The 25,719-nt window shown below is 66.4% G+C and carries 24 protein-coding genes; 15 read left to right on the top strand and 9 right to left on the bottom strand.

The genetic code is table 11. From position 1 onward, the window contains the following. Positions 1 to 29: 29 nt before the first annotated feature. The 7 genes from ACZK3J_RS22050 (at position 30) to ACZK3J_RS22020 (ending at position 7,705) form a co-directional block, all read left to right on the top strand. The gene (locus ACZK3J_RS22050; protein WP_478476248.1) at positions 30 to 626 is read left to right on the top strand and encodes a hypothetical protein; all 597 of its coding nucleotides are present in this window, start codon (positions 30 to 32) and stop codon (positions 624 to 626) included. A 133-nt stretch (positions 627 to 759) separates the two neighbouring features. Beyond that, positions 760 to 2,178 (top strand): cardiolipin synthase, encoded by a 1,419-nt coding sequence (gene cls / locus ACZK3J_RS22045; RefSeq protein WP_164080057.1) that lies wholly within the window; start codon positions 760 to 762, stop codon positions 2,176 to 2,178. A gap of 36 nt (positions 2,179 to 2,214) precedes the next feature. After that, complete coding sequence (locus tag ACZK3J_RS22040; RefSeq protein WP_478476247.1) at positions 2,215 to 2,868, top strand: hypothetical protein; 654 nt, start codon at positions 2,215 to 2,217, stop codon at positions 2,866 to 2,868. Positions 2,869 to 2,922: 54 nt separating this feature from the next. Next, entirely contained in the window at positions 2,923 to 4,344 is a 1,422-nt protein-coding gene (locus ACZK3J_RS22035; RefSeq protein WP_478476246.1) for an FAD/NAD(P)-binding protein, read from the top strand. A gap of 9 nt (positions 4,345 to 4,353) precedes the next feature. Further along, positions 4,354 to 6,546 carry a DNA helicase II gene (gene uvrD, locus ACZK3J_RS22030; protein ID WP_087924035.1) on the top strand — a complete coding sequence of 731 codons (2,193 nt, stop codon included), beginning with the start codon at positions 4,354 to 4,356 and terminating at the stop codon, positions 6,544 to 6,546. A 99-nt stretch (positions 6,547 to 6,645) separates the two neighbouring features. Further along, positions 6,646 to 6,972, top strand: coding sequence for a low molecular weight protein tyrosine phosphatase family protein (locus ACZK3J_RS22025; RefSeq protein WP_164080031.1), 327 nt, complete (start codon positions 6,646 to 6,648; stop codon positions 6,970 to 6,972). A gap of 178 nt (positions 6,973 to 7,150) precedes the next feature. Further along, a complete protein-coding gene (locus tag ACZK3J_RS22020; protein ID WP_478476245.1) occupies positions 7,151 to 7,705 on the top strand; it encodes a hypothetical protein in 555 nt (184 codons plus the stop codon). A gap of 79 nt (positions 7,706 to 7,784) precedes the next feature. Here the strand turns inward: ACZK3J_RS22020 and ACZK3J_RS22015 are convergent, their stop codons facing one another. Further along, positions 7,785 to 7,931: a hypothetical protein gene (locus ACZK3J_RS22015; protein ID WP_010482354.1), complete on the bottom strand. Its 147-nt coding sequence runs from the start codon at positions 7,929 to 7,931 to the stop codon at positions 7,785 to 7,787. A gap of 183 nt (positions 7,932 to 8,114) precedes the next feature. On the opposite strand from ACZK3J_RS22015, the gene ACZK3J_RS22010 reads away from it, so the two are divergent. Next, complete coding sequence (locus ACZK3J_RS22010) at positions 8,115 to 8,561, top strand: universal stress protein (RefSeq protein WP_005411629.1); 447 nt, start codon at positions 8,115 to 8,117, stop codon at positions 8,559 to 8,561. 135 nt (positions 8,562 to 8,696) lie between these two features. On the opposite strand, the gene ACZK3J_RS22005 is transcribed toward ACZK3J_RS22010, so the two are convergent. Then, entirely contained in the window at positions 8,697 to 8,981 is a 285-nt protein-coding gene (locus ACZK3J_RS22005; RefSeq protein ID WP_005411628.1) for a DUF2782 domain-containing protein, read from the bottom strand. A gap of 98 nt (positions 8,982 to 9,079) precedes the next feature. Between ACZK3J_RS22005 and polA the strand changes: the two genes are divergently transcribed. Together polA and ACZK3J_RS21995 are read left to right on the top strand one after the other, a co-directional pair. Next, positions 9,080 to 11,854: a DNA polymerase I gene (gene polA / locus ACZK3J_RS22000; protein ID WP_478476244.1), complete on the top strand. Its 2,775-nt coding sequence runs from the start codon at positions 9,080 to 9,082 to the stop codon at positions 11,852 to 11,854. Between the two features lie 328 nt (positions 11,855 to 12,182). After that, the gene (locus ACZK3J_RS21995) at positions 12,183 to 12,662 is read left to right on the top strand and encodes a DUF421 domain-containing protein (protein ID WP_032129193.1); all 480 of its coding nucleotides are present in this window, start codon (positions 12,183 to 12,185) and stop codon (positions 12,660 to 12,662) included. Between the two features lie 49 nt (positions 12,663 to 12,711). Here the strand turns inward: ACZK3J_RS21995 and ACZK3J_RS21990 are convergent, their stop codons facing one another. The 7 genes from ACZK3J_RS21990 to ACZK3J_RS21960 all read right to left on the bottom strand — a co-directional run bounded on the left by ACZK3J_RS21990 (position 12,712) and on the right by ACZK3J_RS21960 (position 21,468). Next, a complete protein-coding gene (locus tag ACZK3J_RS21990) occupies positions 12,712 to 14,232 on the bottom strand; it encodes a hypothetical protein (RefSeq protein ID WP_478476243.1) in 1,521 nt (506 codons plus the stop codon). Positions 14,233 to 14,328: 96 nt separating this feature from the next. Beyond that, complete coding sequence (gene hemF, locus ACZK3J_RS21985) at positions 14,329 to 15,225, bottom strand: oxygen-dependent coproporphyrinogen oxidase (protein WP_134952110.1); 897 nt, start codon at positions 15,223 to 15,225, stop codon at positions 14,329 to 14,331. A gap of 54 nt (positions 15,226 to 15,279) precedes the next feature. Beyond that, positions 15,280 to 16,896: a hypothetical protein gene (locus ACZK3J_RS21980; RefSeq protein ID WP_134952109.1), complete on the bottom strand. Its 1,617-nt coding sequence runs from the start codon at positions 16,894 to 16,896 to the stop codon at positions 15,280 to 15,282. Between the two features lie 37 nt (positions 16,897 to 16,933). Then, on the bottom strand, positions 16,934 to 18,055 hold the full coding sequence (locus tag ACZK3J_RS21975) for a hypothetical protein (protein WP_478476242.1): 1,122 nt from the start codon (positions 18,053 to 18,055) through the stop codon (positions 16,934 to 16,936). A 36-nt stretch (positions 18,056 to 18,091) separates the two neighbouring features. Further along, on the bottom strand, positions 18,092 to 18,652 hold the full coding sequence (locus ACZK3J_RS21970; protein WP_478476241.1) for a hypothetical protein: 561 nt from the start codon (positions 18,650 to 18,652) through the stop codon (positions 18,092 to 18,094). Between the two features lie 30 nt (positions 18,653 to 18,682). After that, positions 18,683 to 19,102 carry an NUDIX hydrolase gene (locus ACZK3J_RS21965; RefSeq protein WP_478476240.1) on the bottom strand — a complete coding sequence of 140 codons (420 nt, stop codon included), beginning with the start codon at positions 19,100 to 19,102 and terminating at the stop codon, positions 18,683 to 18,685. Further along, positions 19,099 to 21,468 carry a S9 family peptidase gene (locus ACZK3J_RS21960; RefSeq protein WP_478476239.1) on the bottom strand — a complete coding sequence of 790 codons (2,370 nt, stop codon included), beginning with the start codon at positions 21,466 to 21,468 and terminating at the stop codon, positions 19,099 to 19,101. Before ACZK3J_RS21960 ends, ACZK3J_RS21965 begins: the two co-directional genes overlap by 4 nt. A 167-nt stretch (positions 21,469 to 21,635) precedes the next feature. Between ACZK3J_RS21960 and ACZK3J_RS21955 the strand changes: the two genes are divergently transcribed. From ACZK3J_RS21955 to ACZK3J_RS21935, 5 genes are all read left to right on the top strand, one after another. Next, positions 21,636 to 21,965, top strand: coding sequence for a hypothetical protein (locus tag ACZK3J_RS21955; RefSeq protein WP_005414880.1), 330 nt, complete (start codon positions 21,636 to 21,638; stop codon positions 21,963 to 21,965). Between the two features lie 36 nt (positions 21,966 to 22,001). After that, complete coding sequence (locus ACZK3J_RS21950; protein WP_134951988.1) at positions 22,002 to 22,646, top strand: RNA polymerase sigma factor; 645 nt, start codon at positions 22,002 to 22,004, stop codon at positions 22,644 to 22,646. Continuing rightward, on the top strand, positions 22,643 to 22,858 hold the full coding sequence (locus ACZK3J_RS21945) for a hypothetical protein (protein WP_071228599.1): 216 nt from the start codon (positions 22,643 to 22,645) through the stop codon (positions 22,856 to 22,858). Before ACZK3J_RS21950 ends, ACZK3J_RS21945 begins: the two co-directional genes overlap by 4 nt. A gap of 318 nt (positions 22,859 to 23,176) precedes the next feature. Further along, entirely contained in the window at positions 23,177 to 24,475 is a 1,299-nt protein-coding gene (locus ACZK3J_RS21940; RefSeq protein WP_049462285.1) for an ABC transporter permease, read from the top strand. 1 nt (position 24,476) lies between these two features. Beyond that, positions 24,477 to 25,676: an ABC transporter permease gene (locus tag ACZK3J_RS21935; protein ID WP_049462286.1), complete on the top strand. Its 1,200-nt coding sequence runs from the start codon at positions 24,477 to 24,479 to the stop codon at positions 25,674 to 25,676. Positions 25,677 to 25,719: the final 43 nt, after the last annotated feature.

Here is a 25,719-nt window from a genome sequence, read left to right as displayed (position 1 = left end):
CGGTCTTTATCGCCTTGGCCCGAGCGTGGATGCAAGCACCCGCAGACACGCTTCTAGCCCTCGTCTGGACGGCTTACGACGACATGCGGGCGTCGCCGCCAACTATTGACACGCGCGATCTGGAACGCAGCATCACCCAGCGACTGGAAGCCCGCATCAACGATGCGATGTCGGGTGATGAACCCTTTCGAGTTCAGCATGGCGCCTATGAACACGAGACCATGGCTGCGCCACCGGCGCAACCGCCCCAGTACGACATCGCGTTTGTGCTGCGGTCGGACGAACGGTTGATGTGGCCCCTGGAGGCGAAGGTGCTGGAGACCGCTGGAAGGATCTCGGAGTACCTAGAGGACGTCAGGAAGCAGTTCCTTACCTGCCGGTACGCGCCTTTCTCCGGCTCGGCAGCCATGCTGGGATACTTGCTGAGCGGGGACACATCAGAAGCACTGGATGGCATCGGCAAGAAGTTGGGGTGCACGCTGCACCCGGTGGGTGGCCCCTCGTCGACGCGGGCGCACAGGATGTCCTATCACGTTCGGATGGCTCCCCCCGGAAAACCATATCCCCAAGACTTCACCTGCCACCATTTGATGCTGGAGTTTGTGGGGCTCAAGCGCCACAGCTGAGCACGCCATGCCTGGCGGTGGGCCCGGTAGTTGCCAACCTTGGTTGGCACACGGCTTCAAAGCAGTCGAGCGTGGCTCGACTCTACACACCCCGCTGGGCAGAATGGCCCATCACCTCCCGACGGGCGACGCGATGCTGTTCGAGTGGTTGCTGGGTTCCTACCTGCTGCTGATCGACTGGCTGATCCGGCTGGTCGCGCTGTGCTGGATCCCCACCCGCACCACGCCGGGGGCGGCGCGCAGCTGGCTGCTGCTGGTCGGCTTCGTGCCGCTGCTGGGCCTGCCGCTGTACCTGCTGTTCGGCCACCCGTGGCTGTCGCGCGAGCGCATCCGCCGCCAGGCCGAGGCTTCGCAGGTCATCCGCGAGGAACAGGCGCTGCAGCATCGCCTGCGCTGGACCCCGCAGCCGGACACTGCCTGCGCCGAGATCGTGCCGCTGGTGCAGCGCCAGGGCGATTTCATGCCGGTGCACGGCAACGCGGTGGACCTGCTGACCGACTACGACGAATCGCTGCACACGCTGATCGCCGACATCGACCAGGCCGAAGACCGCGTGCACCTGCTGTACTACCTGATGTTTGACGACGCGGTGGGCGAGGCGGTGGTCGAGGCGCTGCAGCGCGCAGCGGCGCGTGGTGTGCAATGCCGCGTGCTGCTCGACGCAGTGGGTGCCAAGCGCGGCCTGCGCGCCTATCGCAAGCGCCTGCAGGCGCGCGACATCGAAGTCCGCGCGATGCTGCCCGGCGGCCTGCGCTGGCGCCGCAGCGGGCGCATGGACCTGCGCAACCACCGCAAGATCGCGGTGATCGACAACGAGGTGGCCTATGTCGGTTCGCAGAACCTGGCGGGCCCGCAGTTCGTGCCCGGCCACCCGAACCGCGAGCTGGTGGCGCGCGTGCGCGGCCCGGCGGTGGCGCATCTGGAAGCCGTGTTCGCCAGCGACTGGTACATGGAAACCGGCCAGCGCCTGGACGTGATCGCCGATGTGCCCGAGTGCAGCGATGACATCGCCACCCAGCTGCTGCCCAGCGGCCCGGCCTACCCGTACAGCAACGCGCGTGATGCGGTGGCCGCGCTGATCCACCTGGCGCGGCGGCGGCTGGTGATGGTCACGCCGTACTTCGTGCCCGACGAGGCCACGTTGAGCGCGCTGCGCATTGCGGCGTTGTCCGGTGTGCAGGTGCAGCTGATCCTCTCAGCCAGCAACAACCAGCGGCTGACCTCGTGGGCGCAGGAGGCGTACTACGACGAGCTGCTGCGCTGTGGCGTGCGCATCGCCCTGTACGAACCGCAGTTCCTGCACGCCAAACACATGAGCGTGGACGAGGACATCGCCGTGCTCGGCTCGATCAACATGGATATCCGCTCGTTCGCGCTGAATGCCGAAATCGGCCTGATCTGCTACGACCGCGCGCTGGTGAAGCAGTTGTGCGAGATCGAGGATGGTTATCTGCGTGAGTCGCGGCAGCTGGATCTGCAGCAGTGGCGCAGCCGCCCCACGTGGCGGCGCAGCCGCGAAGGCATCGCACGGCTGGCCGATGCGTTGATGTGAGAAATCGAATCGAAAGTAGCTGAATGCGGGGAGCTTATGGGAAAGGGCAAGCATGGGTTGCAGGTGTTCGATGAGAGCGGAAGCTCTTTGGTCGAGGTCGGGCCGCATGTTGTGGTGGATCGCCCCGAATTTGGCGCTGCAATAGGCTCCATCGCCACAGCTTGGGCTCAAGCCGAGGTGAATCTTCTCTGCCTACTCGCCGTACTTATCAATACAACGCCGGAGCTGGTGAAGAGTTCTCTCAAAAAACATCGTTCGGCAAAGTCGGCTTCCGAAGCGGCACGAAAGATTGCTACAGAGACCCTTGATGGCGCAGCTCTTCAAGATGTAGTTGAGCTGCTGAGTGCACTGGATAAGGTTCGGGATGCTCGGAACCGAGTTCAGCACGACGTTTGGGCGCGAAAGGCAACCGATAGCGAACGGCTCTATAGAGTGCATTCTGACCAGTACCTCGCTTTGGCCCTGAAGCTTCTAGACGTAGAAAGGATGAACGCCCCTGCAGCGGCCGCAATTGAAGTTGCCTCGAGCTTCGCCGCGGCGGTTTCGGAGGGTTACTCAGTTTCCGATCTCAACGAGATCGCTGACGACATAGATTCAGTCAGCAAGCGTCTACTGACAGCGATGTTCAGTAATCGAATTTGCCAATTGAAGGCACTTGGCCAGGTAGATCCTTCATCAGGATCGATCTGAAACAAGAAGAAGCGCCCATCCCGCCCATTTCGGCAATCCGGCCTGTCATCGCCGATGGCCTACAATCGGCACATGACTGATTCACCGCGTAATGGCGAACTGGACCTGGCAATCATCGGTGGTGGTGCGGCCGGGGTGCTGGTGGCGATCCAGGTACTGCGCCAGGCCAAGGCGCCGCTGGCGCTGGCCATTTTCGAACCCGCCTCGCAGCTGGCCCAGGGCATCGCCTATGCCACGCCGTGGCCGGAGCATCTGCTGAACGTGCCGGCGGCGAAGATGAGTGCGTTTGCCGACCAGCCCGGCGATTTCCTCGACTACCTGATGGCCGCCAACGCCTACCCGGGCGAGGCGCGCGAGGTGCTGGGCGAGCGTTACGTGTGCCGCCACTATTTCGCCGCCTACCTGCAGCAGCGCCTGCAGGACGCCGCCACAGCCAGCCCGGCGCAGCTGCAGGTGATCGCGCAGCCGGTACTGGGCCTGCAGCCGGATGACCACTGCTACCAGCTGACACTCGGCGATGGCCACACGCTGCACGCCGCACAGGCGGTGCTCGCCACCGGCAACAGCATGCGCCCGCTGCCGGTGGCCGGTGCCGAGGCGCTGCCTGCCGATGATGTGATCGAGGCCTGGGACTACGACGGCGTACGCACCCTGGCTGGCGAGCAGGCTGTCGCCATTGTCGGGTCCGGCCTGAGCATGGCCGACACCGTGCTGGCGCTGGTCGCCGCCGGCCACACCGGACCGCTGCACGTGATCTCGCGCCATGGCCTGCTGCCGTTGCCGCATGCGCACGGGGGTCTGCCCACGTTCGACCCGGCCACGCTGCTGCCGATGAACCTGCGCCAGCGCCTGCGCGCATTGCGTGGCTTCGCGCGCCAGGCGCAGGCCGACGGCCTGCCGTGGCAGGGCGTGATGGACCGCATCCGTCCGCACGGGCAGGCGCTGTGGTGCAGCCTCGATGAGGCCGACCAGCGTCGCTTCCTGCGCCATGTGGTGCGCTATTGGGACGTGCATCGCCACCGCATCGCCGAAGAAGTGGATGCGCAGTTGCAGGCGCTGCAGGACAGCGGCCAGCTGCGTATCCACCGGTCCCGCCTGCAACGCGTCTGGCGCGACGGCAATGCGCTGCAGCTGTCCGGCCGCGATGCCTCGGGCAATGAACAGCAGTGGACGATCAGCGGGGTGATCAACGCCACCGGCGTGGAGACCCGCGCCAGCGCACTACGCAATCCCTTGCTGCAACAGCTGCAGGCCGATGGCATGGTGCGCCCCGGCCCACATGGGCTGGGCCTGGACAGCACGGTCCCGGGCGACCGCCTGCGTGCCGCCGGTGGCCAGCCGCAGGCACGGCTGGGCGTGCTCGGCAGCCTGCGCATCGGCAGCCTGTGGGAAAGCCTGGCGGTGCCTGAACTGCGTCAGCAGGCGCAGGCACTGGCAACCCAGGTGGTCGCAGGAGCCGCGACGGCGATGCCGTAAAATGGGGGCATGGATGTCTCCCACCTGCTTGATGGCCTGAACCCGGCCCAGCGCGAAGCCGTCTCCGCTCCCCCCGGCCACCACCTGGTGCTGGCCGGTGCCGGTTCCGGCAAGACCCGCGTGCTCACCCACCGCATCGCCTGGCTGCATGAAGTCGACGGCGTGCCGACCCACGGCATTTTCGCGGTGACCTTCACCAACAAGGCGGCCGGCGAAATGCGCCACCGCATCGACGCACAGCTGCCCAATGGCAGCCGTGGCATGTGGATCGGCACCTTCCACGGCCTGGCCAACCGCCTGCTGCGCCTGCACTGGCAGGACGCGAAGCTGCCGGAAGGCTTCCAGGTGATGGATTCGGACGACCAGCTGCGGCTGGTCAAGCGCGTGGTGCAGGCGCTGGAACTGGACGACGGCAAGTACCCGGCCAAGCAGATCGCGTGGTGGATCAACGCGCAGAAGGACGAAGGCCGCCGCCCGCAGCACATCCAGCCCGAACCGCACGACGCGTGGCTGGAAACCATGCGCCAGGCCTACATCGAGTACCAGGCGCGTTGCGACCGCGCCGGCCTGGTCGACTTCGCCGAGCTGCTGCTGCGCGCGCATGAGCTGCTGCGCGACAACCCGGCGCTGCTGTCGCACTACCGCGCGCGCTTCCGCGAAATCCTGGTGGACGAGTTCCAGGACACCAATGCCATCCAGTACGCCTTCGTGCGCGTGCTGGCCGGCGATTCCGGCCACGTGTTCGTGGTCGGTGACGATGACCAGGCCATCTACGGCTGGCGCGGTGCCAAGGTCGAGAACGTGCAGGGCTTCCTGCGCGATTTCCCGGGCGCGCAGACCATCCGCCTGGAACAGAACTACCGCTCCACCGCCAACATCCTCGGTGCCGCCAACGCGGTCATCGCGCACAACCCCGACCGCATCGGCAAGCAGCTGTGGACCGACAGCGGCGACGGCGAGCCGATCGACCTGTACGCGGCGTACAACGAGATGGACGAGGCGCGCTACATCGTCGAGCGCGCGCGCCAGTGGGTGCGAGACGGTGGCAGCTATACCGAAGTGGCCGTGCTCTACCGCAGCAATGCGCAGTCGCGCGCGCTGGAAGAAGCCCTGCTGAGCGAGCAGGTGCCGTACCGCGTGTATGGCGGCATGCGTTTCTTCGAGCGCGCCGAAATCAAGGACGCGCTGGCCTACCTGCGCCTGCTGTCCAACCGCAACGATGACGCCGCCTTCGAGCGCGCGGTCAACACGCCCACCCGTGGCATCGGCGACCGCACGCTGGACGAAGTGCGCCGCGAGGCGCGCGCGCAGGGTATTTCGCTGTGGGAAGCGACCATGCTGGTCACCCAGGGCAGCGCGCTGGCCGCACGTGCGCGCAATGCACTGGCCGGCTTCCTGGTGCTGGTCAACGAGCTGCAGGCGCAGACCCTGCACATGACCCTGGCCGAGCGCGTGGACCACGTGCTGGCCCGCTCGCAGCTGCGCGAGCACTGGAGCAAGGAAAGCCGCAACGCGCTGGACTCGGAATCGCGCACCGACAACCTCGACGAACTGGTCTCGGTGGCCTCTCGCTTCGTGCGCCGTGCCGATGACATCGAGGAAGTGGGCGAGGACATGGACGAGCTGGTCGCGTTCCTGGCCTATGCCGCGCTGGAGGCTGGCGAGGGCCAGGCGCAGGCGGGCGAGGACGGCGTGCAGCTGATGACCCTGCACTCGGCCAAGGGCCTGGAGTTCCCGCTGGTGTTCCTGGCCGGCCTGGAAGAAGGCCTGTTCCCCAGCGCACGTTCGCTGGAGGAAAGCGGGCGGCTGGAAGAAGAGCGCCGCCTGGCCTACGTCGGCATCACCCGCGCGCGCCAGAAACTGGTGCTGAGCTACGCCGAATCGCGCCGCATCCACGGCCAGGACAACTACAGCCTGCCGTCGCGCTTCCTGCGCGAGATTCCCCGCGAGCTGCTGCACGAAGTGCGGCCGAAGGTGCAGGTCTCGCGGCCGGCCTCGATGGGCGCGAGCCGGGTAATGGGCCATGCCTCGATCGAGGCGCCGCCGATCAAGCTCGGCGCACTGGTCACCCATCCCAAGTTCGGCGAAGGCATGGTGACCGACTACGAAGGCAACGGTGCCCACGCCCGGGTGCAGGTCGAGTTCGCCGACGCCGGCAGCAAGTGGCTGGTGATGGCGTATGCCAACCTGACGGTGATCTGATCACCGTCGAGGGGTCGGATCCCTCCCGCAGGGAGGGCTCTGCCCCTGGTGCGGAAAAACGCTGCCGAGCATGGCTCGGCTCTACAAGGGCGAGTACTCATGACCCGCAACGTGCTCTTCCTCTGCAGTCAGAACCGCCTGCGTAGCCCCACCGCCGAGCAGGTATTTGCCGATTGGCCGGGCATCGAGACCGCCTCGGCCGGGTTGCTGGCCGACGCCGAGGAAGTACTCAGCCCCGAGTTGCTGCAGTGGGCCGACCTGGTGTTCGTGATGGAGAAGGCGCACCGCAACCGGTTGTCCAGCCGCTACAAGGCATGGCTGGACGGCAAGCGGGTGATCTGTCTGGATATCCCCGACGACTACGACTACATGGACCCGGTGCTGGTGGAGCTGCTCAAGCGCAAGGTGGCGCCGTTCCTGCGTTGACTGGCTGTTGTAGAGCCGAGCCCATGCTCGGCTGCTTCTGGCTGGAAGAACAGCCGAGCATGGCTATGCCGGTCGTCCTGACCGGCACCCTTCGGGCCGTCGCAAGCGACGTTGGCAGCGGCTCCTGCCGCTACCTTCGACTCTACAATGGGGCCTGACATCTTCCAGGAACGCCCCGATGACCGAACCCACGTTGCACGTCACCGTGAAGTTGAACGCCAAGCTGCAGCCCGAGCATCGTCATGAACTGTTCGAGGATCCGCTCGATGCGCTGCTGCAGGCGGCCCAGGTGGGCGAGCTGACCGGCGGCGGCACCGCGATGTCCGACCTCGGCGAGGTCGAATACGGCGATATCGAAGTGGCGCTGGTGGACGTTGCGGGCGTGCCGAAGCTGATCGACCTGCTGGAACAGCTGGGCGCGCCGAAGGGTTCGCAACTGCAGGGGGCGGGCGAGGCTGATCGAGGCTTCGGCGTGACCGAAGGCCTGGGCATCTACCTGGACGGCCTGACCTTGCCGGACGAGGTCTACGAGCAGTGCGATTCCAACCACGTGTTCGAACAGTTGTCCGAGCGCATCGATGGCCTGGGCGAGATCTGCAGCTGGTGGCAGGGCCCGACCGAAACGGCGCTGTACATGTACGGCGAATCGTTCGAAGCGATGCGTGATGCGATTGCCGAATTCGTGGCCAGCTATCCGCTGTGCCAGAACGCACGCGTGGTGCAGATCGCCTGAGCGACGTTGTTGTAGAGCCGAGCCCATGCTCGGCTCATGCACCCGAAGCCGAGCATGGGCTCGGCTCTACAGAAGCAGGTTACTTGCCCGCTGCCTGAAGGGCGTTGTCGCGCAGCGCCATGTCCTTGCCGATCTGGTAGCCGCCGAACAGCACCGCCAAGGCGATGATCGCGGCGACCATGATGGACTTCTGGGAACTCCAGACGGGCGGCTTGTTGTCCTGCATGTCGGTCGTCCTTGGGCGCGGCAGTGCGCCGCCCGCCGAGCATGCGCCGCCTGACCGGTGCGTGCAAGCGGGCGGTGCGCACGCCCCTGCACGGCGCCGGATTGATTCTGCTCAAGGCGCGCCCTGCACATCCGGTGTGCAATGGTGTTGTTCCCATCTGGCAGACCGCCACGGAGCCCCACCATGTACAAGCGCATCCTGATTGCCACCGACGGATCCGAGCTGGCCGACAAGGGCCTGGCCAAGGGTCTGGAGCTGGCCAAGGACCTCAACGCCGAGGTCGATATCGTGACCGTTTCCGAGCCGTGGGCCGTCGGCATGTACGACGCCATGGGCTGGAGCGTGGGCTACATGAACAGCCCTGAATACAAGGCCGACCGCGAGGAAGGTGCGCAGAAGGTGCTGCAGCCGGCGCTGGCCAAGGCCGCCGAGCAGGGCATTACCGCCAACCCGGTGCACGTGCTGGACCGCTATGCGGCTGACGGCATCATCGAGACCGCCGGCGAGCGCAACAGCGACCTGATCGTGATGACCTCGCATGGCCGCCGTGGTGTGACCCGTGTGCTGCTGGGCAGCCAGACCGCCGAAGTGCTGGCACGCAGCACGCTGCCGGTGCTGGTCATCCGCTGATACAAGCGTTCCCGGGGAGGGGACCCGACGCCGGCCGCAGGATGCGCGCCGGCGTCATCTTTTGTAGGGGCCGGCAGGGGCCCATCCACGCATGGCGTGGATCTACTGAATCGCAGGGATCCGACCCCGGTCACATCACCAGCTGTACAGCTTCCAGTACACCGGCGACACGCCGTCCTTGTCGTTGTCGAAACGGCCATCGCCGTTCTTGTCGTACATATAGAACGGGGCACCGCGCGACGGGGTCACCTTGACCATGCGCAGCTGGCCGGACACGCGGTATTCCTCGATGACATCGCCGTTGTCCATGGTGCGCTTGGACACATCCGCGCCCTTGACGTCCACCGGGGGAGCGCCCGCGCCACCCATGCTGGCGCAGCCAGCGAGCAGGAGCAGGGAAGCCAGCATCAGGGTCTTCATCGGCGGGGGCCTTTGCCTGGAAAGAGCCTTGATTATGCCCCATCGCCGCGGCTGTGCCGTGTCGTCGCAGTGCAGGCACGGGCGCGTAGAATCGAGCCATGAGCAGATTAGTCCTGATCGACGGGTCCAGTTACCTGTACCGCGCGTTCCACGCGCTGCCGCCCCTGTCCAATGCACAGGGCGAACCCACCGGCGCGCTGTTCGGCGTGGTCAACATGCTGCGCTCGACACTGAAGGAGCGCCCGGCCTACGTGGCGTTCGTGGTCGATGCGCCGGGCAAGACCTTCCGTGATGACCTGTACGACCAGTACAAGGCCAACCGCCCGCCGATGCCCGACGAGCTGCGCAGCCAGGTCGAGCCGATGTGCCGCATCGTCGAAGCCTTGGGCATCAGCATCCTGCGCATTCCCGGCGTGGAGGCCGACGATGTGATCGGCACGCTGGCCCTGCAGGGCGTGGCGCAGGACCTGAAGGTGACCATCTCCACCGGCGACAAGGACTTTGCCCAGCTGGTGCGCCCGGGCATCGAGCTGGTCAACACCATGACCGGCAGCCGCATGGATTCCGATGCCGCGGTGATGGAGAAGTTCGGCGTGCGCGCCGATCAGATCATCGACCTGCTGGCGCTGATGGGCGACACCGTCGACAACGTGCCGGGCGTGGAGAAATGCGGGCCGAAGACCGCCGCCAAGTGGCTGGCCGAGTACCAGCACCTGGACGGGGTGATGGCCGCCGCGCCGACCATGAAGGGCAAGATCGGCGAAAACCTGCGCGCCGCGCTGGAGCGCCTGCCGCTGAACCGCGAGCTGGTGACCATCCGCACCGACGTGGAGCTGGACGCCAGCCCGACCACGCTGGCCCTGCGCGAGCAGGACGTGCCGGAGCTGACCGAGCTGTATGCGCGCTATGGCTTCACCCAGGCGCTGAAGGAGCTGGGTGCACCGCTGCCGGCGCCGACGGCCGCCAGCGAAGCAACGCCGAGCCTGCGTGGCACCGCCGCCGGGTTCGCCCGTGGCAGCGCCGAGGCACCGGCCGCCGGCACGCTGGATCCGGCGCTGGCCGCGCCGGGTGAATACGAGACCGTGTTGACCGCAGAGCAGCTGCAGGCCTGGGTCGAGCGCCTGCAGCAGGCGGACCTGATCAGTTTCGATACCGAAACCGATGCGCTGGACGCGATGCGTGCGCGCCTGGTGGGCATCAGCCTGGCGGTCGAGCCGGGCAAGGCCGCCTATATTCCGGTCGGCCACGATTACCCGGGCGCGCCGGCGCAGCTGCCGATGCAGCAGGTGCTGGACGCACTGCGCCCGGTGCTGCAGGACCCGGCGAAGAAGAAGCTGGGCCAGCATGGCAAGTACGACCTGCATGTGCTGCGCCGCCACGGCGTGGAGGTGCAGGGCTACCACGACGACACCATGCTCGAGAGCTTCGTGCTCAACTCCACCGCCACCCGCCACGACATGGATTCGCTGGCCCTGCGTTACCTGGGCTACAACACCATCAAGTTCGAGGACGTGGCCGGCAAGGGCGCCAAGCAGATTCCGTTCTCGCAGGTGGGCATCGACGAAGCCAGCCGCTATGCGGCCGAGGACGCCGACATCACCCTGCGCCTGCACCGCGCGCTGCAGCCGCAGCTGCTGGCCGAACCGGCGCTGGACAGCGTGTACCGCGACATCGAGATGCCACTGGTACCGGTGCTGACGAGCATCGAAGCCAATGGCGTGCGGATCGACACCGATGAACTGCGCCGGCAGAGCCAGGACCTGTCCTCGCGCATGCTGGCCGCGCAGCAGAAGGCCACCGAGCTGGCCGGCCGCAGCTTCAACCTGGATTCGCCCAAGCAGCTGCAGGCGGTTCTGTTCGATGAGCTGAAGCTGCCGGCGGTGGTGAAGACCCCGAAGGGCCAGCCCAGCACCAATGAAGAGGCGCTGGAGGCGATCGCCGACCAGCACGAGCTGCCGCGAGTGATCCTGGACTACCGGGGCCTGGCCAAGCTGCGCAGCACCTACACCGACAAGCTGCCGGAGATGGTCAACCCGGACACCGGCCGGGTGCATACCAGCTACCACCAGTCCGGTGCCGCCACCGGCCGCCTGTCCTCGTCAGACCCGAACCTGCAGAACATCCCGATCCGCACCGAGGATGGCCGCCGCATCCGCCGTGCATTCATCGCCCCGGAGGGCTTCCAGCTGCTGGCGGCCGACTATTCGCAGATCGAGCTGCGGATCATGGCCCACCTGTCCGAGGACCCGGGCCTGGTGCGTGCCTTCGAGCAGGGCGCCGACGTGCACCGCGCCACCGCCGCCGAGGTGTTCGGGCGCACGCTGGAGGAAGTGACCCCGAACGAACGCCGCGCGGCCAAGGCGATCAACTTCGGCCTGATGTACGGCATGAGCGCCTTCGGCCTGGCGCGCAACCTGGGCATCGACCGTGGCCAGGCGCAGGACTACGTGGCGCTGTACTTCAGCCGCTACCCGGGCGTGCGTGATTTCATGGAGCGGATGCGCCAGCAGGCCCGCGACCAGGGCTATGTGGAAACCCTGTTCGGCCGCCGCCTGTACCTGAACGACATTCATGCACGTAACCAGGGCCTGCGCGCCGGTGCCGAGCGCGCCGCGATCAACGCGCCGATGCAGGGCACCGCCGCCGACATCATCAAGCGCGCGATGGTGGACGTGGACCAGTGGCTGCGGGACAGCGGCGCACCGGCACGGATGATCCTGCAGGTGCACGATGAACTGGTGTTCGAAACCGAAAGCAATTTCGTCGAAGAGTTGCGTTTGCAGGTGGTCGAGCGCATGTCGCAAGCGGCCAAACTGCGGGTGCCGCTGGTGGTCGATACCGGCATCGGCAACAACTGGGACGAAGCACACTGAGGGTGTTTCAGGCCGAAAACGACGTGAATTCGTTCATTCGTCAGAGGTTTCTGACTCGATCATGAATGTTGCCCTGATGGAGGTTCATTAAATTGGGCCCCTTCACGAACCGTTAGTGTTCGGAGTGCTTCTATAACTCTCGACAGGCGCAACGCCTGTTGTGGATCTCTCCCATCCCCTGGAGCAGATCTCGGAACGGGGACTCCTCCCCAAGTGCCCGTTCCCCGGCCCCGTTGACCTCCCCCTGGTCAGCGGGGCTTTTTATTTGTGCCGTTGCCAGATGCCGTGGCCTGCGCCACGCTGGGCCACCGCTCCGCAGGGGAAGACAATGCCCGACCTGTTCGCACTGGCGATGCCGTGGTGGGAGTTCATCCTGCGCGCGGTGGTGGTCTATGTCGTGGTGCTGGGCATGGTCCGGCTCAGCGGCAAACGTCCGCTGGGGCAGATCACCCCCTTCGACGTGCTGCTGGTGGTGCTGCTGGGCAATGCCGTGCAGAACGCACTGCTCGGCACCGATACCTCGCTGGGCGGTGGCTTGTTGCTGGCCGCGACCCTGATCCTGCTCAACTACGGGGTGGGCTGGGTCAGTACCCGCAGCCGGCGCATCGAGCGCCTGGTGGAAGGAGAACCGGTAGTGATCGCGCGTGATGGGCGCCTGTTCGACGCCGTTCTGCGCCGTGAGCAGGTCACCCGCGCCGATTTCGAGGCCGCCATGCGCCAGCAGGGCTGCCTGGGCGTGGAGGATGTCGAGCTGGCCCTGCTGGAGATCAACGGGCACATCACCATCATCCCCAGGAAGAGCACCTGACGTGTAGCGTCGAGCAGGCTCGACGCTACGGGTACCCCTTCCCGCGCCCTCAGAGCGCGGCTTCGGCCTTCAGTGCCGGCCAGTTGCGGGTGGCGTCCACATCGCAGGCTACATGCGTGCCCTCGCCATCCTTCGCGCAGATCGCTGCCATGGCCTGCGGGATCTTCGGGTCGGCGGTGTGCGAGTACACCGCTGCCAATGCCAGGCACCCTTCGCGGACACCGGCGCCGCACAGCGTCTCGAAATAGGGCAGCGACGCGGCCCATTTCTCGGCCTCGAACAGCGCTTCGCCGGCAACCTTGCAGCCGAGCAGCTTGCCCTCGGTGCAGCAGGCCTTGGCGCCGTCCTTGCGTGCCAGGGTGGGGCAATCCAGTGGCAGTGGAATTTCCACGAACGCCACCGGCGGCGTGCAGCTGGCATTGCCTGCGGCGAGCTTGCGCTCGTAGTAGGCGAAGCGGTTGCCGCCGTCGACGCTGGCGAGGTTTCCGTTCTTCAGCGGTTGCAGCACGAAGTCGCTGCCGACATCGGGACGGATGAGGATGCGGCCGTCCTGCAGGCGCGCGCGCAGGCGCTGGTCGCGGCCCTCGGCCTCAACCAGGCCGCCATCGAGGAAGCGCAGCTGCGAGAGCACACCGTACTCGGCTTCATAGCTCCCACACGGCAGCGCAGTGGCCGGCACCGGAGCCAGTGAAGCGACCGGCGCAGCGGCCAGGCTGGCAAGCGCCTTGGCGCGGCCGCAGGCCACGCCGTCCGCGCGCTGCGCGCACGACAGCTGCAGCGCTTCGTGGGCCTGCAACAGGCGCCCGCCACTCCACAGCACCTCGGCAACGTCGGCACAGAAGGTCTCGCCGTGCTGCTGCCGGCACAGTGCGGCCAGCTCATCGAGCTGCGCGGACGGCAACACGGGATCAACCGAATGCTGCAGCCCGAGCAGGGACTTGCCGATCATCTCCAGCCCGACCACCTCGGCGATCGCCCTGCAACCCTCGGCGTTGAAGGACGCGGAATCCTCCTTGCAGATCTCCGGCTTCGGCGGCTCGGCCCGTGCAGGCGCCGGGGCAGCGTCCTTGGCCTGCTGCTGGTAGGTCTCCAACAGCTGGGAGCAGGCCGCGCCCACGCCCTCGACGCACCAGGCGTGCAGCTTCACCGGTGCGGCCTCGGGCAGCGCCTCCAGGCACTCGGAGGTGTTCATCACGCAACCATCTTCGATGGGCTCGGGCATCGTCCTGCAGGCGGCGGCGTGCTCACGGGTGAACTCGCGATAGGGCGTGTTGATCGTGCGGTCGTTGTCCGAGAAGAACCAGTTTTCCAGGCGTCCCGTGGACAGGTTGCCGGTGCCGAGCACGTCTTCCTGGCGGGCGATGCGCAGCTCCTCGGTGGCCTGGTAGGGGCCGGACAGGAAGGCGTGGCCTTCGCTCTCGATGGTCAGCGTGATAGTGCCGTCGCTGTCCTTGTAGGTGCCGCAGGCCATCGACTGCGCGGCAGCCGGCAGACTGGCCGAGGCCAGCGCGAGCAACAGCAGGGAGCGCCAGCCCGCAGCGCGGGGGCGGAGGGAAACAGCAGCAGGCATGGGGTCATCCTTGAAGGAGGCAAAGCAGGACCTGTCCGGTGCAGGGCGCGCCACAGGCAGGAGAAGACGCCACGCGTCAGGCGTGGCGCCGGAAGGTCAGAGCCAGTCGCGCGGCACCAGGTAATCGGCCAGGCATGCCTCGGCGCTACCCGCTTCCGGGGTGAAGCCGTACTCCCAGCGCACCCGCGGCGGCAGGCTCATCAGGATGCTTTCGCTGCGGCCACCACTCTGCAGGCCAAACAGCGTGCCGCGGTCGTAGACCAGGTTGAATTCCACATAGCGGCCGCGTCGGTACAGCTGGAACTCTCGCTCGCGCTCGCCGTAGGCGGTGTCCTTGCGCTGCTGCACGATCGGCAGGTATGCATCCAGGAAGCCATCGCCGACCGCACGCAGATAGTCGAAATCGCGCTCGAAGTCGCCGTGCAGGTCGTCGAAGAACAGGCCGCCGACGCCGCGCGTTTCATTGCGGTGGCGCAGGAAGAAGTACTCGTCGCACCAGCGCTTGTGCGCGGCATAGCGTTCTTCGCCGAACGGGGCGCACAGGTCGCGCGCGACCCGGTGCCAGTGCTGCACGTCCTCGTCGAACGGATAGAACGGGGTCAGGTCGAAGCCACCGCCGAACCAGCTGGCCACCACTTCGCCGTCGCGCTGCGCCTGGAAGAAGCGCACGTTGGCATGCGTGGTCGGCACGTAGGGGTTGAGCGGGTGGAACACCAGCGACACGCCAGTGGCACGCCAGGAGGCGCCAGCCAGTTCCGGACGGTTGGCCGAGGCCGATGGCGGCAGGCGGCTGCCAGCCACGTCGGAGAAGCCGATGCCGGCCTGCTCGAACACCGCACCGTCGCGCAGCACGCGGGTACGCCCGCCACCGCCCTCGGCACGCTGCCACAGGTCTTCCTGGAAGCGGGCCTGGCCATCGACGGCCTCGATCGCCGCACAGATGCGGTCCTGCAGGTCGGTGAGGTAGGCGCGCACGCGCTCGAATTCGTTCATGGCGCGTACTTTACCGCAGGGCCCGCCCGAAGCTGCGGGCAGGCCCTGGCCGGCTCAGCGCTTGCGGTTGGAGTTGCGCGGCGCCGGAGCGTCGTCCTCGGCTGCCTCATCAACCGCCTTCTGCAGGGCACCACCCAGCGTGATCAGCTCCCAGTTCTGGGTGCCGAGCACGTCGCAGGCCACGTGCAGGCCGCTGCGGTCGGCCTTGCAGAGCTGCTCCAGGGTTGACCGTGCGTCCAGTTCCGCGCCGTTGCCCTGTGCGGTCACCAGGTTCTCGCACCCTTCGCGCACGCCGGCGCGGCAGACCGTGGTGTAGTGCCCGGCAGCCTGCAGCCAGTCGCCGGACAGCGCAAGGCGGTTGCCGAGAATGTTGCAGCCCTGCAGCTTGCCCTGCGCGCAGCAGGCTTCGGCACCGCCCTCGTTGGCCAGCGCCAGCGGGCAATCCTGCGGCAGTGGCAGCACCTTGAACTGCTTCGGTGCACTGCACCGTGTCGGGCCCTCGCCGGTGGGGACGAACACCTGGAAGCGGGTCCAGTTATCCAGGCCCAGCAACTGGCCGCCGGGCAGCGGGCGCAGCACGAAGTCGCCGCCCCTGTCGTGGCGGATGCGGATGTCGCCCGCTTCGACGCGTGCGCGAAGATGGCTGCTCCAGCCAACGCCAACCAGGCCGGCATCGCCGAAGTCCAGCGTATCCATCAGGCCGCCGTCGGACCGGTAATTGCCGCAGGGCAATGCTGTCGCGGGCTGCGGTCGCAGCGATGCGCCCACTGCCTGCAACGCCGGCAGGCGCTCGCAGGTGGCGGTGTCATTGCCGGGGGTGCAGGCCGCAGCCAGGGCCTGCACCGCCTGCTGGGGATCTCCCGCGTCCCAGGACAGCTCAGCCACGCGGGTGCAGAAGCCGCCGTGCGGTACCTCGCGGCACAACCGCAACAACTGTTGCCGCCGCTCAGCTGGAATGATCACCGGCACGGTCGGTGCCGTCATCGTTACCATGGCTTCGGTCATGGCGGCCGTCATCGCGGCCTTGACCAGCTGCTCCTGCACTGCCGGGTCGGCCTCGAGTGCGGCGGCACACGCCGGGGTTCCCTGTTCGAAGCCACCGTTGTCACAGGCGGCGGGGAGTTTGATGCCGGACAGGGCGGCGTCGAGCGCTGCCTTTGCCAGAGCGGGATCGGCCTCGACCGTGGGTTTGGCTTCCTCATGCCAACGATCAGCCAGTTGCAGGCACATGCCGGGCACGCCTTCCCGACACCCCGCTTCCAGGGCGGCCGGGGTCGCTTCGCGACGGTTGTCCAGGCACGCCGCCGCATCAGCCAGGCAGCTGCCTGCAGCCGGCGTGGCGGCTGCGGCGCACTGTGCGGGCGCCTGCAGGAGGTAGACCGTGCCATCCACCTCGACCGTGCGGCCACGATCGCGCACCTGCAGCGCGCTGGGCAGGCCGTACTCCAGGTTCACCAGTTGCAGCTTTCCGTCGATCTGCTGGAACGCGACCGGAGACGGCGCACTGCCGAAGTGCTTCTGCTCGCCGCGGTTCGGTGAGCTGATGCGCAGCGTGCCGCTGCCTTCGTCGGCCTTGAACAGGCCGCATTGTGGTGACTGTGCGGCGGCCATCGGCGCGGCCAGCAGCAGGGCCCAGGCCAGCCAGCGGCGGCGCGGTGCGGGTGAATGCATGTCGTCTCCTTGACGATCGAACGGGAAGCTCCTGGCGCTACGGCGAACCCTGGCCCTCGCGCGGGGGCGTGCATTGTGCCGCGTCGCGCAGTGGCCGGTAACGCTGGTAGCCGGTCTGGGTATCCATGCCGAGCAGGTCGCCGTTGCCGAGCTGGCGCAGCACAAGGGTTTCGCCGTTCTGCTGCAGCTGGACGGCGCCTTCATGCAGGCGGGCATGCGCGCCATCACCGAAGTCGAGCATGTCGATCACGCCACCGTCGGCCTGGTAACGGCCGCACGGCACCTGCTGCAGCGGAACCAGGCGCAGGTCGGTGCCGAGTTCACGCAGCGGTGCAGTACGTTCGCAGGCACTGACGCGGCCCGCATCGCAGACCACCTGCAGGGCCTGCACTGCCAACGCAGGTTCCAGCGCGTTCAATTGCTGCGCGGCCACTTCCACGCAGAAGCGGCCACTGCGGTGCTGCAGGCACAGTTGCTGCAGCTGATCGCGTGCAGCGGCCGGAAGCGGCGAATCCAGCGTGTCTTCGTCTTCCTGCTGCAGGCGTTGATTCACCCGCTGCATGGCGGCAGCCAATGCATCATTGGTCAGCGCCTCGCAGGCCTGCGGGTCATGCCCGGGCGTGTGTTCGCGGCAGGCAGGTGGGCGATCAAAGCCCGTGGCACCGACGTCGTCGGTGGCCTTTGCTGGGCTGCCATCCCGCAGTTGTCGCAGCAGCGCCGAGCAGCCCGCGCCAACGCCTTCGCTGCATGCGCGCTGGGCCTGGCCGGGCGACGCCGTGGGCAGCTGCGCAATGCAGTGGCTGCCGGCGGCGCGGCAGCTGCCGGCAATCGCGGCGGGTTCGCTGGCGCAGTCCCGGGACTGGCGCAGCGTGTAGACCACCACAACCTCGTCTTCGATGCGCTGCCCATCGGCGCTGATCCGGACCGGCAGTGCCACGCCATCGTCGAGCATGACCAGTCGGGCCTGCGCCGCACTGCGATCGACCCACAGCGGCTCCGGCTCGCTGCCGTCGTCGCGGCGGTAGCCGCTGCTGGGTGATGTGAATATCAGCGCCATGCCACCGTCGGTGCTGCGGTATTCGCCACAGCGCAGCGCATCGGCGGCGGCAGGCAGCGCGGCGAACAGCAGCAGCGCGGGGAGAAGGGTCAGCAAGCGCATGCGACTGTCCTTGTCGTGCGGAAAAGGGGGTGTGGCTCAGTGGAAGTGCGAGCGGATGTCTGGTCGCAGCAGTCGCCAGGCCAGCCAACCCTGCAGGCCGAGGAGTACGAATGACATGGCCACCATGGTCAGCGTGATCAACCAGCGCTTCAGATGGAGTTCCTGTTGCAGGACGGCGTCGTCGGAGAGAAACGGGATGACGTCGCGCATGAACACGTCCAGCCACCCGGCGATCGCAAAGTTGGTCAATGCACTCATCAGCAGGATGGCCACAAAGCTCCACAGGCCCCAGCTGCGCTCGCGTAGCAGTCCCCAGCTGGCCAGCGTCGAGGCAAGGCACAGCAGTGCGACGATCATCGACGCGGCCACCGGATGCGCCAGAAGCCAGATCAGGCTGTGCAGGTGCTGGAGTTGTACTTCCCTCTCAACCAGGTGCCAGATCGGAAGGTTGTGCAGCGGCCACAGCAGCAGTCCCTGCATCACGAAGTAGACCGTGAGCAGCAGTGACAGCCAGAACGAGGCGTGTGCGATCGGGCGCACCCAAGCGTGATAGGTCGGTTGGACCAGCGAAGGAATCGGCGGGATCGACATTGACATCCGGTGTCCTTGCAATCGGTGCCCGCGCGCTCAGCGGGCCGTCACCCGGGTGGCGACGGCCGGCAGGATATGGTGTTCGCTCAGCGGTGCCAAGGGCAGGCCGTGCGGTGGCTGCAGCGGCACCCAGGCCAGTTCGGCGATCTCCGCGCGTGCCTGTGGCCTGCCGTCCACCTGCACCCACCAGGCCTGGGCCTGCACGCGGTGGCCGGGCTCGTTCACCGCCCAGTCCTGGAACGTACCCAGCGCGATGGCGGTTTCGGCGTGCAGCTGCACGCCGAGTTCCTCGTCCAGCTCGCGGGCCAGCGCCTGCAGCGGTGCTTCGCCGGCTTCGGGTTTGCCGCCCGGCTGGATGAAACGGTCAGCGCCGTGCTTGCGCACCACCAGCGCCCGGCCGCGGTCATCCAGGATGACCGCGGCCACGATGTGGATCGTGGCCGCGGCGTTGCTCACTTCAGGTTCTGCTCGAACAGCTTGAGGATGCGCTTGTACTGGTCCAGCCAGGAATCGGCGCGGACGTAGCCGTGGCGCTCCAGCGGGTACGGTGCGATCGACCAGTTGTCCTTGTGCAGTTCGATCAGGCGCTGGGTGAGGTTCACCGAGTCCTGGAAGAACACGTTGTCATCCATCATGCCGTGGGCAATCAGCAGGTTGTCCTGCAGGTTCTGCGCGTACTCGATCGGCGAGGACACGCGGTACGCCTCCGGATCGATGTCCGGGGTGTTGAGGATGTTGCTGGTGTAGCCGTGGTTGTACTGGTGCCAGTCGACCACCGGGCGCAGCGCGGCGCCGGCCTTGAACGTGCCCGGCGAGCGGAACAGCGCCATGAAGGTCATGAAGCCGCCGTAGGAACCACCGTAGATGCCGGCATGGTCACGGTCACCCTGCTGGGTGTCGACCAGCCAGTCCAGGCCGTCCTTGTAATCTTCCAGTTCCGGGTGGCCCATGTTGCGGTAGATCGCCGTACGCCAGTCGCGGCCGTAGCCCTCGCTGCCGCGGTAATCCATGTCCAGCACGATGTAGCCCTTCTGCACCAGCAGGTTGTGGAACATCTGCTCGCGGAAGTAGGCCGGGTAGCGCTGGTGCACGTTCTGCAGGTAGCCGGCGCCGTGCACGAACATCACAATCGGGTACTTCTTCCCCGGTTCCTTGTTTTCCGGTTCGTAGTACTTGGCCCAGACCACGCCGGCGCCATGCTTGGACGGCACTGCCACCAGCTTCGGCTGGATCCACTGGCGCGCCTTGTAGTCGGCGGTGCGGGTGTCGGTCAGCACGCGGGCCTGGCCACCGGTGCTCGGCAGCACGGCCAGCTGCGGCGGCAGGTAGGCACCGGAATAGCGCACCAGCAGCTGCTGGCCGTCCGGCGACAACGAGAAGTCTTCCACGCCGTTGAGGCTGGTCAGCTCGCGCACCTGGCGGTTGCCGGTGTCGACCGCGCAGACTTCGTAGTCATGCGGTGCCTGCTGGTTGCACAGGAAATAGAAGCCCTTGCCATCGGCCGACGGCACCGGCGCCGAGGTTTCCCACTTGCCGCTGGTCAGCGCCTGCGGCTTGGCCGTACCGGCCTGGGTGTACAGGTGCGAGAAGCCCGATTCCTCGGACAGCAGCCACAGCGTGCGGCCATCGGCCATCCAGCCGAAATCGTTGAAGCCCCAGTTGATCCAGCCGTTGTCGGTCAGGCGATGGCGGTTCTGCACGCGGCCATCGGCAGCGTTGACGCTGATGATCCAGCGGTCCTTGTTGTCGTTGGCACGCAGCATCACCGCGGCCTGCTGGCCATCGGCGCTCCAGCGGATGCCACCGCCCATGAAGTCGCTCATCACCTGCACGCTGCGGTCGCCCTTCAGCGCATCCTTGCCGGCCTTGCGGCGCAGCTCGGCCAGCGGGTCGGTGGCGATGCCGGGCAGGCTGGACAGCGAGACCTTCTCGGCCTTGCCGGTGCGCACGTCCACATACCACAGGGTGTGCGGTTCGAAGCCGTTGCGGCCGACGCGGGTGCGGGTGTCTTCGGTTTCCTCGTAGCCCGACTCGGTCACGTACAGCGGCATCTTGCCGCCGCGGCCGTCATCGAAGTCCTTCGGCTTGGTCACCACGATCAGGTGGGTCAGGTCCGGCGACAGCACGCTGTCGGCGATCTCCACGTCGGTGCCCAGGTACACCGGGCCCGGCGCGCGGGTCGGGTCGGCCTGGCGCCAACGCTGGTCCTGGTCCTTCAGTGCTTCGCGCTGGTCACGGTCGCGGCGCAGGGTTTCCAGCGTGCGCAGCTGCTGGTCACGCAGCACGTCGGCCTTCGGCGGCGTGCGCGGATCCTTCTCGGCCTTCAGGCTGGCCACCTGCTGCACGCCGCTGGCGGCGGTCCAGTGGAACCAGTTCTGGCCAACGCGCCAGATCACGCCATTGTCGGCAGCGAAGTTCACGTTGCCCGCGCGCTCGTTGCTGCGGGTCAGCTGGGTCAGCGCGCCGCTGCGCAGGTCGCGCACGAACACGTCGCCATTGCGGGCGAAGGCGCTGCGGCTGCGGCTGCGGTCGTAGACCGGCTCGGCCACGTCCAGGGTGCCGCGCTGGTCATCGGCCACCTGTGCGGCCACGCCACCCGCCACCGGCTGGCGGAAGGTATCGCGCACCGGGCTGCCGCTGCGCTTGAGCTGGTATTCCACCTGCTGGCTGTTCCACGACCACCAGGCCTTCTCGACCGGCGGACCGATCCAGTCCGGGTCGGCCATGGCCTGTTCGATGGTGATCGGCGTCGGCGCGGCATGCGCAGCCGGTGCGGCCAGCACGGCCGAAAGCAGGAGGGACAGGGGCAGCACTCGGGACATGGGCGGACGGCACCAGAAGAGGAAACCGGCCAAGCGTAGCAGCCGCAAGGGCCCGGGGCAGGGGCCACAGGTCATGGCGGCGGGATTGGCAAAGTGGTGCAACCGGTGGCCGGGGTTGCGCATCCATTCTTCTGAACCCGCATCATCCACCGAACAGGAGTCCGACCATGCAGGAACTGATCCCGATCACCCTCTTCATCTGCATCGCCTACGCGATCCATGCCATTGCCGATGCACGCGCCCGCAGCAAGCTGGTGGCCCCGCACGTGCCGGAGGAAGTGATCCGCTCGCTGGCCGTGCTGGAAGAAGAACGCCGCCGCCAGGGGGCGCTGCGCTGGGGCATCAGTCTGGTCTGCCTGGCGTTGGCCATGGCCCTGCTGGAAGCCATCGGTGCCCGTGACCTGACCTTCGGTGCCGCCGCCGCGCTGGTCGGCAGTGCTGGCCTGGGCCAGCTGCTGGCCTGGCACTTCACCCGCCCCGCCGCGCGCAAGGGCTGAGGCAGGCATGCCACGGGCACAGGGGGCGCCCCGCGCATGAGCCTGCTGGGTGGAGCATTGGCTGCATTGCGGGGGCGTCGCCGCGACGTCCCCGCCGAGCCCATACCCGACGCAGATGACGACCGCGCTCTGGTCCGCGCCATCATCGATGGTTCGCAGCCGGCGTTCGCGCAGCTGGTGCAGGCGCATCAGCGCACCTGCGCGCACGTGATCGGTCGCATGGTGGGCGACCGCGACCAGGTGGCCGATCTGCTGCAGGAAACCTTCCTGGCGGTGTTCCGCCAGTTGCACCGGTTCCGATTTGAATCTTCGTTGCGTACCTGGGTTTCGCGGGTGGCCTACACCACCGCGCTGCAGCACCTGCGACGGCGACGCCTGGAAGCGCAATGGATGGTTGCGGTGGAGGTGCCGGAAGAACTTGGCATCGGTGATGAAGGCCCGGGCCCGGCCGAACTGAGCGAGATGCTGCAGGCCGGGCGCCAGCTGGGCGCGGCACTGGAACGGCTGAGTGCGCCACAGCGGCTGATCGTCGGGTTGCACTACCTGGAGGATTTCGATCTGGCCGAGATCGAGCAGGTGACCGGGCTGGCGCGCGGTACCATCAAGAGCCACCTGCACCGCGCGCGCCAGGTCCTGAAGCAGGAACTGACGCGACATGCCGCCGCCGGAGAACTGCTGTGAGCCCATCGACTGACCCTCGCGATGCGGAAGAACGCGCGCTGGCGCAGGCGTTGCGTGAGCAGACGCAGCAGGAAGAAACACCGGATGTGAGCGAGGCGCTGCAGAAGCGCATTGCCGCTGAATCGCGCGATAGTGGCGTGGGCTATGTGGTGGTGCAGGTGGTGTTGTTGGGGGCGTTGGTGGCTGCCGCAGCCTGGTATTTCTGGGTCTAGAAGAACGCTGACGCCTGCACCTGATTCTGGACGCTTTTTCCTCCAACACCTGATCAGATGGCCAGGCATCGGGCGTTGTCTGCAAATCGACAGTTGGTCTTCCGCGTCAGATTCCGTCACCTCGGTCTCGTCATCAGTGTCGGTGGCTCTATCCAGGACCTACGAGCTGCGTGTGTTTCCTGAAGAAAGTTGCAAATTCCATGTCTCCACTTGAGGCGAAGTTTCACAAACAGAGATTCTCAACCATCAGCTTCCAAAGGCATGGAGTGAGAATCACGTGGACAGGTGCGCGAGTAAGCCAATGCCGGATGCAGTTGGATGATGCTCTACTACGTCCAGCTTTCGCTTGCCCGATTCAAGCAGAGAGTCGGCACTCATCTGGCAATCGCTCTCATGCTGGGTGCGGGGGTAGGGATCACCACCGTGATGCTTTCCATTGTTCTCCAGGCATCGTCGGATCCCGCTCCAGGCCGGAGCTCGGCACTGTTCCGCCCTTACCTTGACGCGCGTCCAGATGCACTGCGCAGTGGCTCTCCGGATCCTGGTCAGTCACTGACCTGGCCAGACGCGAAGGTGCTTCTGAACCAAGGCCGGACGTGGAAGCAGGCAGCAATGGCAGGGGGCGCGGTGACGCTCTCCCGGCCGGGAGAGCCCAGCGCAAGATTGCGCGCCAGGTTCGCCACGTCCGAAGTCTTCAGTGTCCTCGGCATTGCCGTTGTTCAAGGGCGCGCATGGACCGCCGAGGAGGGGCATGCTGCGAGTCGAATCGTGGTTCTGTCGCGTGCGCTCGCAGAGCGCGAGTGTGCACAGGGCTGTGTTGGTCATCAGTTGGACCTGGGCAGACGCACCTATACCGTGGTGGGTGTCGCGGAGGATTGGCATCCGGTGCCTATGTTTCAGGGAGACCTCGCGCGCAGACCGTTTGTGGAGCCTGACGAGATCTACCTGCCGCTTGAAACCGCAATCGCAGACAAGCTGACCGTTGTGGACGGGACGGCGATCTGGGGTGGTGACCAGGACACGGATCCTGCAGGGGCCAATGTTTCCTGGCTTCAATTGTGGGCGTGGCTGCCCACCGCAGACGATGTCGCCGCTTACCGCGCGAGTCTGAACGCCTATGCGCATGAAAAGGGGCTTCGGATCGAGCCAGGCGCCCAGCAGGTGGCACTCTGGCCGTTGATGGATTGGCTGGACAGGCTGGGATTGGTTCCGGAGCAGGCCAGGATGCAGCTTCGGTTGTCGCTGATCCTGCTCGGCGTGTGCATCGTCAACGCGGCGGCGCTGCTGAGCTTCAGTCTGGGGCGCCGTCGGCGGGAGCTCGCGATACGACGTGCACTGGGAGCACGACGCCGAGACGTGTTCATCCAGCTCATGTGGGAATCCATCGCGGCGGGCGTCGCAAGCGGTGCGCTCGCTGTCGTCACCTATACGCTGGGAATACGGGTGGTTGCTGCGGGAGACGTTCTGCCCAGCGCGATAACAGCGATGCATGCCGGGGCAATGCTGATGGCGGCTGGTCTGGGAGTCGTCACGACGTTGCTCTGTTCATTGGTCCCATCGTTTGAAATCTGCAGGGTCAGCTCACTGTCGAGTGCCTTCGCGAAGGGGGCTGCCTGAAATGTTCGAATCAATGAGGGAGACTCGACGACATCTGGGAAGCGCCGCACTGCTTGCAGTGCAGGCTGCGCTTGCAAGCCTGGCATGTGCGTTCGCACTGCAATCTGTGCTGGACAGCTTCGCCAGATTGAACACCCGCAGCATCCGGGACGCAGTATCGATTGGTGTGGTCAGGGTCTCGGATGTCGAAGAAGGCGCTGATGCTGCAGTGCTGCGGGCAGACCTGTCCGCGATCCGGCTGCCCGGTGTTCAGGACACGGTTGTGAGCGACGCTGTTCCGTTCGGGGGAAGAGCCCATCGATACGGCGTGTGCACCAGCGAGTCGGCCATGGCGTACTCGATGAACGCGGGTACGACAGACGTTGCTGGATGTGATCGCATTCCCGTGGCAACTGCCAGTTCTGGCTTGCTGGCGATGCTGGGCGCGGGAATCGTCCTGGGACGGGATGCCACAGAGGACGACATGGCTGAAGGTGCTCCGGTAGTGCTGATCAGTGAAGCGCTGGCTGCCCGTCTGTTCGGAACGGAGAGTGCTGTTGGCCGCCACCTGTATTTCGGCCCCGGCAGCAGCCGGGTCATCGTGGGCGTATTTGCGTCTGTTGCTGGACCGGCACCAGGAGGCAATGAGCGGGACTCGCAATGGGCGCTGCTTCCGGGCCTTCCCACGGGCGCCAGTCGCTATTATCTGGCGAAGTGGAAGTCGGAGGTTGATCGTTCATCGCTTGATCGCACTGTCGATGCGCTACAGCGGCCCTATCGGATCGTGAATTCGACCGGTGTCGAGACGCTGGCGGGATATCGCGACGCCTACGTCAAAGCTGATCGCTTCGCTACGACCGTGCTCGCGGTCATGACGGCCATCGTTCTCGGTGTGCTGATGGCCGGGGTTTCCGGAGTCGTAGGCGCCTGGCTTGATCGGCGCCGGCACTCCATTGGGGTTCGACGGACACTCGGTGCTCGCGGCTCAGTGATCTTTGCCGAAATCATGTTCGAAGTTTCACTGTTCACCACACTGGGCGCCCTGCTCGGCGCGTTGTCGTTGCAGTGGATAGGGCCGCCACAGGATGGCATCACAGGTTCACTGTGGTTATCGATATCGAGCGCTGTCGTGCTGGTGATGGCGGCCTGCTTGACTGCACTGGTACCCCGGGCCCTGCGAATCGCCAAGGAGCCGCCCTTGACCCTGCTGAAGCCCCTGTAGCCCGTTCATCCTGTCATCCAGCTTCCCTGCGACAAAGTGAAGC

This window comes from Stenotrophomonas sp. 86428_Sma (genome assembly GCF_056481585.1).
The sequence above is the reverse complement of the archived record's forward strand: the minus strand, read 5'-3'. Positions and strand labels throughout refer to the sequence as shown.

What these genes read in the sequence shown, in the direction of transcription:
- ACZK3J_RS22050 (WP_478476248.1), top strand. Translation starts at nt 30, where the DNA reads ATGCAAGCACCCGCAGACACGCTTCTAGCCCTCGTCTGGACGGCTTAC.
- cls (WP_164080057.1), top strand. Translation starts at nt 760, where the DNA reads ATGCTGTTCGAGTGGTTGCTGGGTTCCTACCTGCTGCTGATCGACTGG.
- ACZK3J_RS22040 (WP_478476247.1), top strand. Translation starts at nt 2,215, where the DNA reads ATGGGAAAGGGCAAGCATGGGTTGCAGGTGTTCGATGAGAGCGGAAGC.
- ACZK3J_RS22035 (WP_478476246.1), top strand. Translation starts at nt 2,923, where the DNA reads ATGGCCTACAATCGGCACATGACTGATTCACCGCGTAATGGCGAACTG.
- uvrD (WP_087924035.1), top strand. Translation starts at nt 4,354, where the DNA reads ATGGATGTCTCCCACCTGCTTGATGGCCTGAACCCGGCCCAGCGCGAA.
- ACZK3J_RS22025 (WP_164080031.1), top strand. Translation starts at nt 6,646, where the DNA reads ATGACCCGCAACGTGCTCTTCCTCTGCAGTCAGAACCGCCTGCGTAGC.
- ACZK3J_RS22020 (WP_478476245.1), top strand. Translation starts at nt 7,151, where the DNA reads ATGACCGAACCCACGTTGCACGTCACCGTGAAGTTGAACGCCAAGCTG.
- ACZK3J_RS22015 (WP_010482354.1), bottom strand. Translation starts at nt 7,931, where the DNA reads ATGCAGGACAACAAGCCGCCCGTCTGGAGTTCCCAGAAGTCCATCATG.
- ACZK3J_RS22010 (WP_005411629.1), top strand. Translation starts at nt 8,115, where the DNA reads ATGTACAAGCGCATCCTGATTGCCACCGACGGATCCGAGCTGGCCGAC.
- ACZK3J_RS22005 (WP_005411628.1), bottom strand. Translation starts at nt 8,981, where the DNA reads ATGAAGACCCTGATGCTGGCTTCCCTGCTCCTGCTCGCTGGCTGCGCC.
- polA (WP_478476244.1), top strand. Translation starts at nt 9,080, where the DNA reads ATGAGCAGATTAGTCCTGATCGACGGGTCCAGTTACCTGTACCGCGCG.
- ACZK3J_RS21995 (WP_032129193.1), top strand. Translation starts at nt 12,183, where the DNA reads ATGCCCGACCTGTTCGCACTGGCGATGCCGTGGTGGGAGTTCATCCTG.
- ACZK3J_RS21990 (WP_478476243.1), bottom strand. Translation starts at nt 14,232, where the DNA reads ATGCCTGCTGCTGTTTCCCTCCGCCCCCGCGCTGCGGGCTGGCGCTCC.
- hemF (WP_134952110.1), bottom strand. Translation starts at nt 15,225, where the DNA reads ATGAACGAATTCGAGCGCGTGCGCGCCTACCTCACCGACCTGCAGGAC.
- ACZK3J_RS21980 (WP_134952109.1), bottom strand. Translation starts at nt 16,896, where the DNA reads ATGCATTCACCCGCACCGCGCCGCCGCTGGCTGGCCTGGGCCCTGCTG.
- ACZK3J_RS21975 (WP_478476242.1), bottom strand. Translation starts at nt 18,055, where the DNA reads ATGCGCTTGCTGACCCTTCTCCCCGCGCTGCTGCTGTTCGCCGCGCTG.
- ACZK3J_RS21970 (WP_478476241.1), bottom strand. Translation starts at nt 18,652, where the DNA reads ATGTCAATGTCGATCCCGCCGATTCCTTCGCTGGTCCAACCGACCTAT.
- ACZK3J_RS21960 (WP_478476239.1), bottom strand. Translation starts at nt 21,468, where the DNA reads ATGTCCCGAGTGCTGCCCCTGTCCCTCCTGCTTTCGGCCGTGCTGGCC.
- ACZK3J_RS21955 (WP_005414880.1), top strand. Translation starts at nt 21,636, where the DNA reads ATGCAGGAACTGATCCCGATCACCCTCTTCATCTGCATCGCCTACGCG.
- ACZK3J_RS21950 (WP_134951988.1), top strand. Translation starts at nt 22,002, where the DNA reads ATGAGCCTGCTGGGTGGAGCATTGGCTGCATTGCGGGGGCGTCGCCGC.
- ACZK3J_RS21940 (WP_049462285.1), top strand. Translation starts at nt 23,177, where the DNA reads ATGATGCTCTACTACGTCCAGCTTTCGCTTGCCCGATTCAAGCAGAGA.
- ACZK3J_RS21935 (WP_049462286.1), top strand. Translation starts at nt 24,477, where the DNA reads ATGTTCGAATCAATGAGGGAGACTCGACGACATCTGGGAAGCGCCGCA.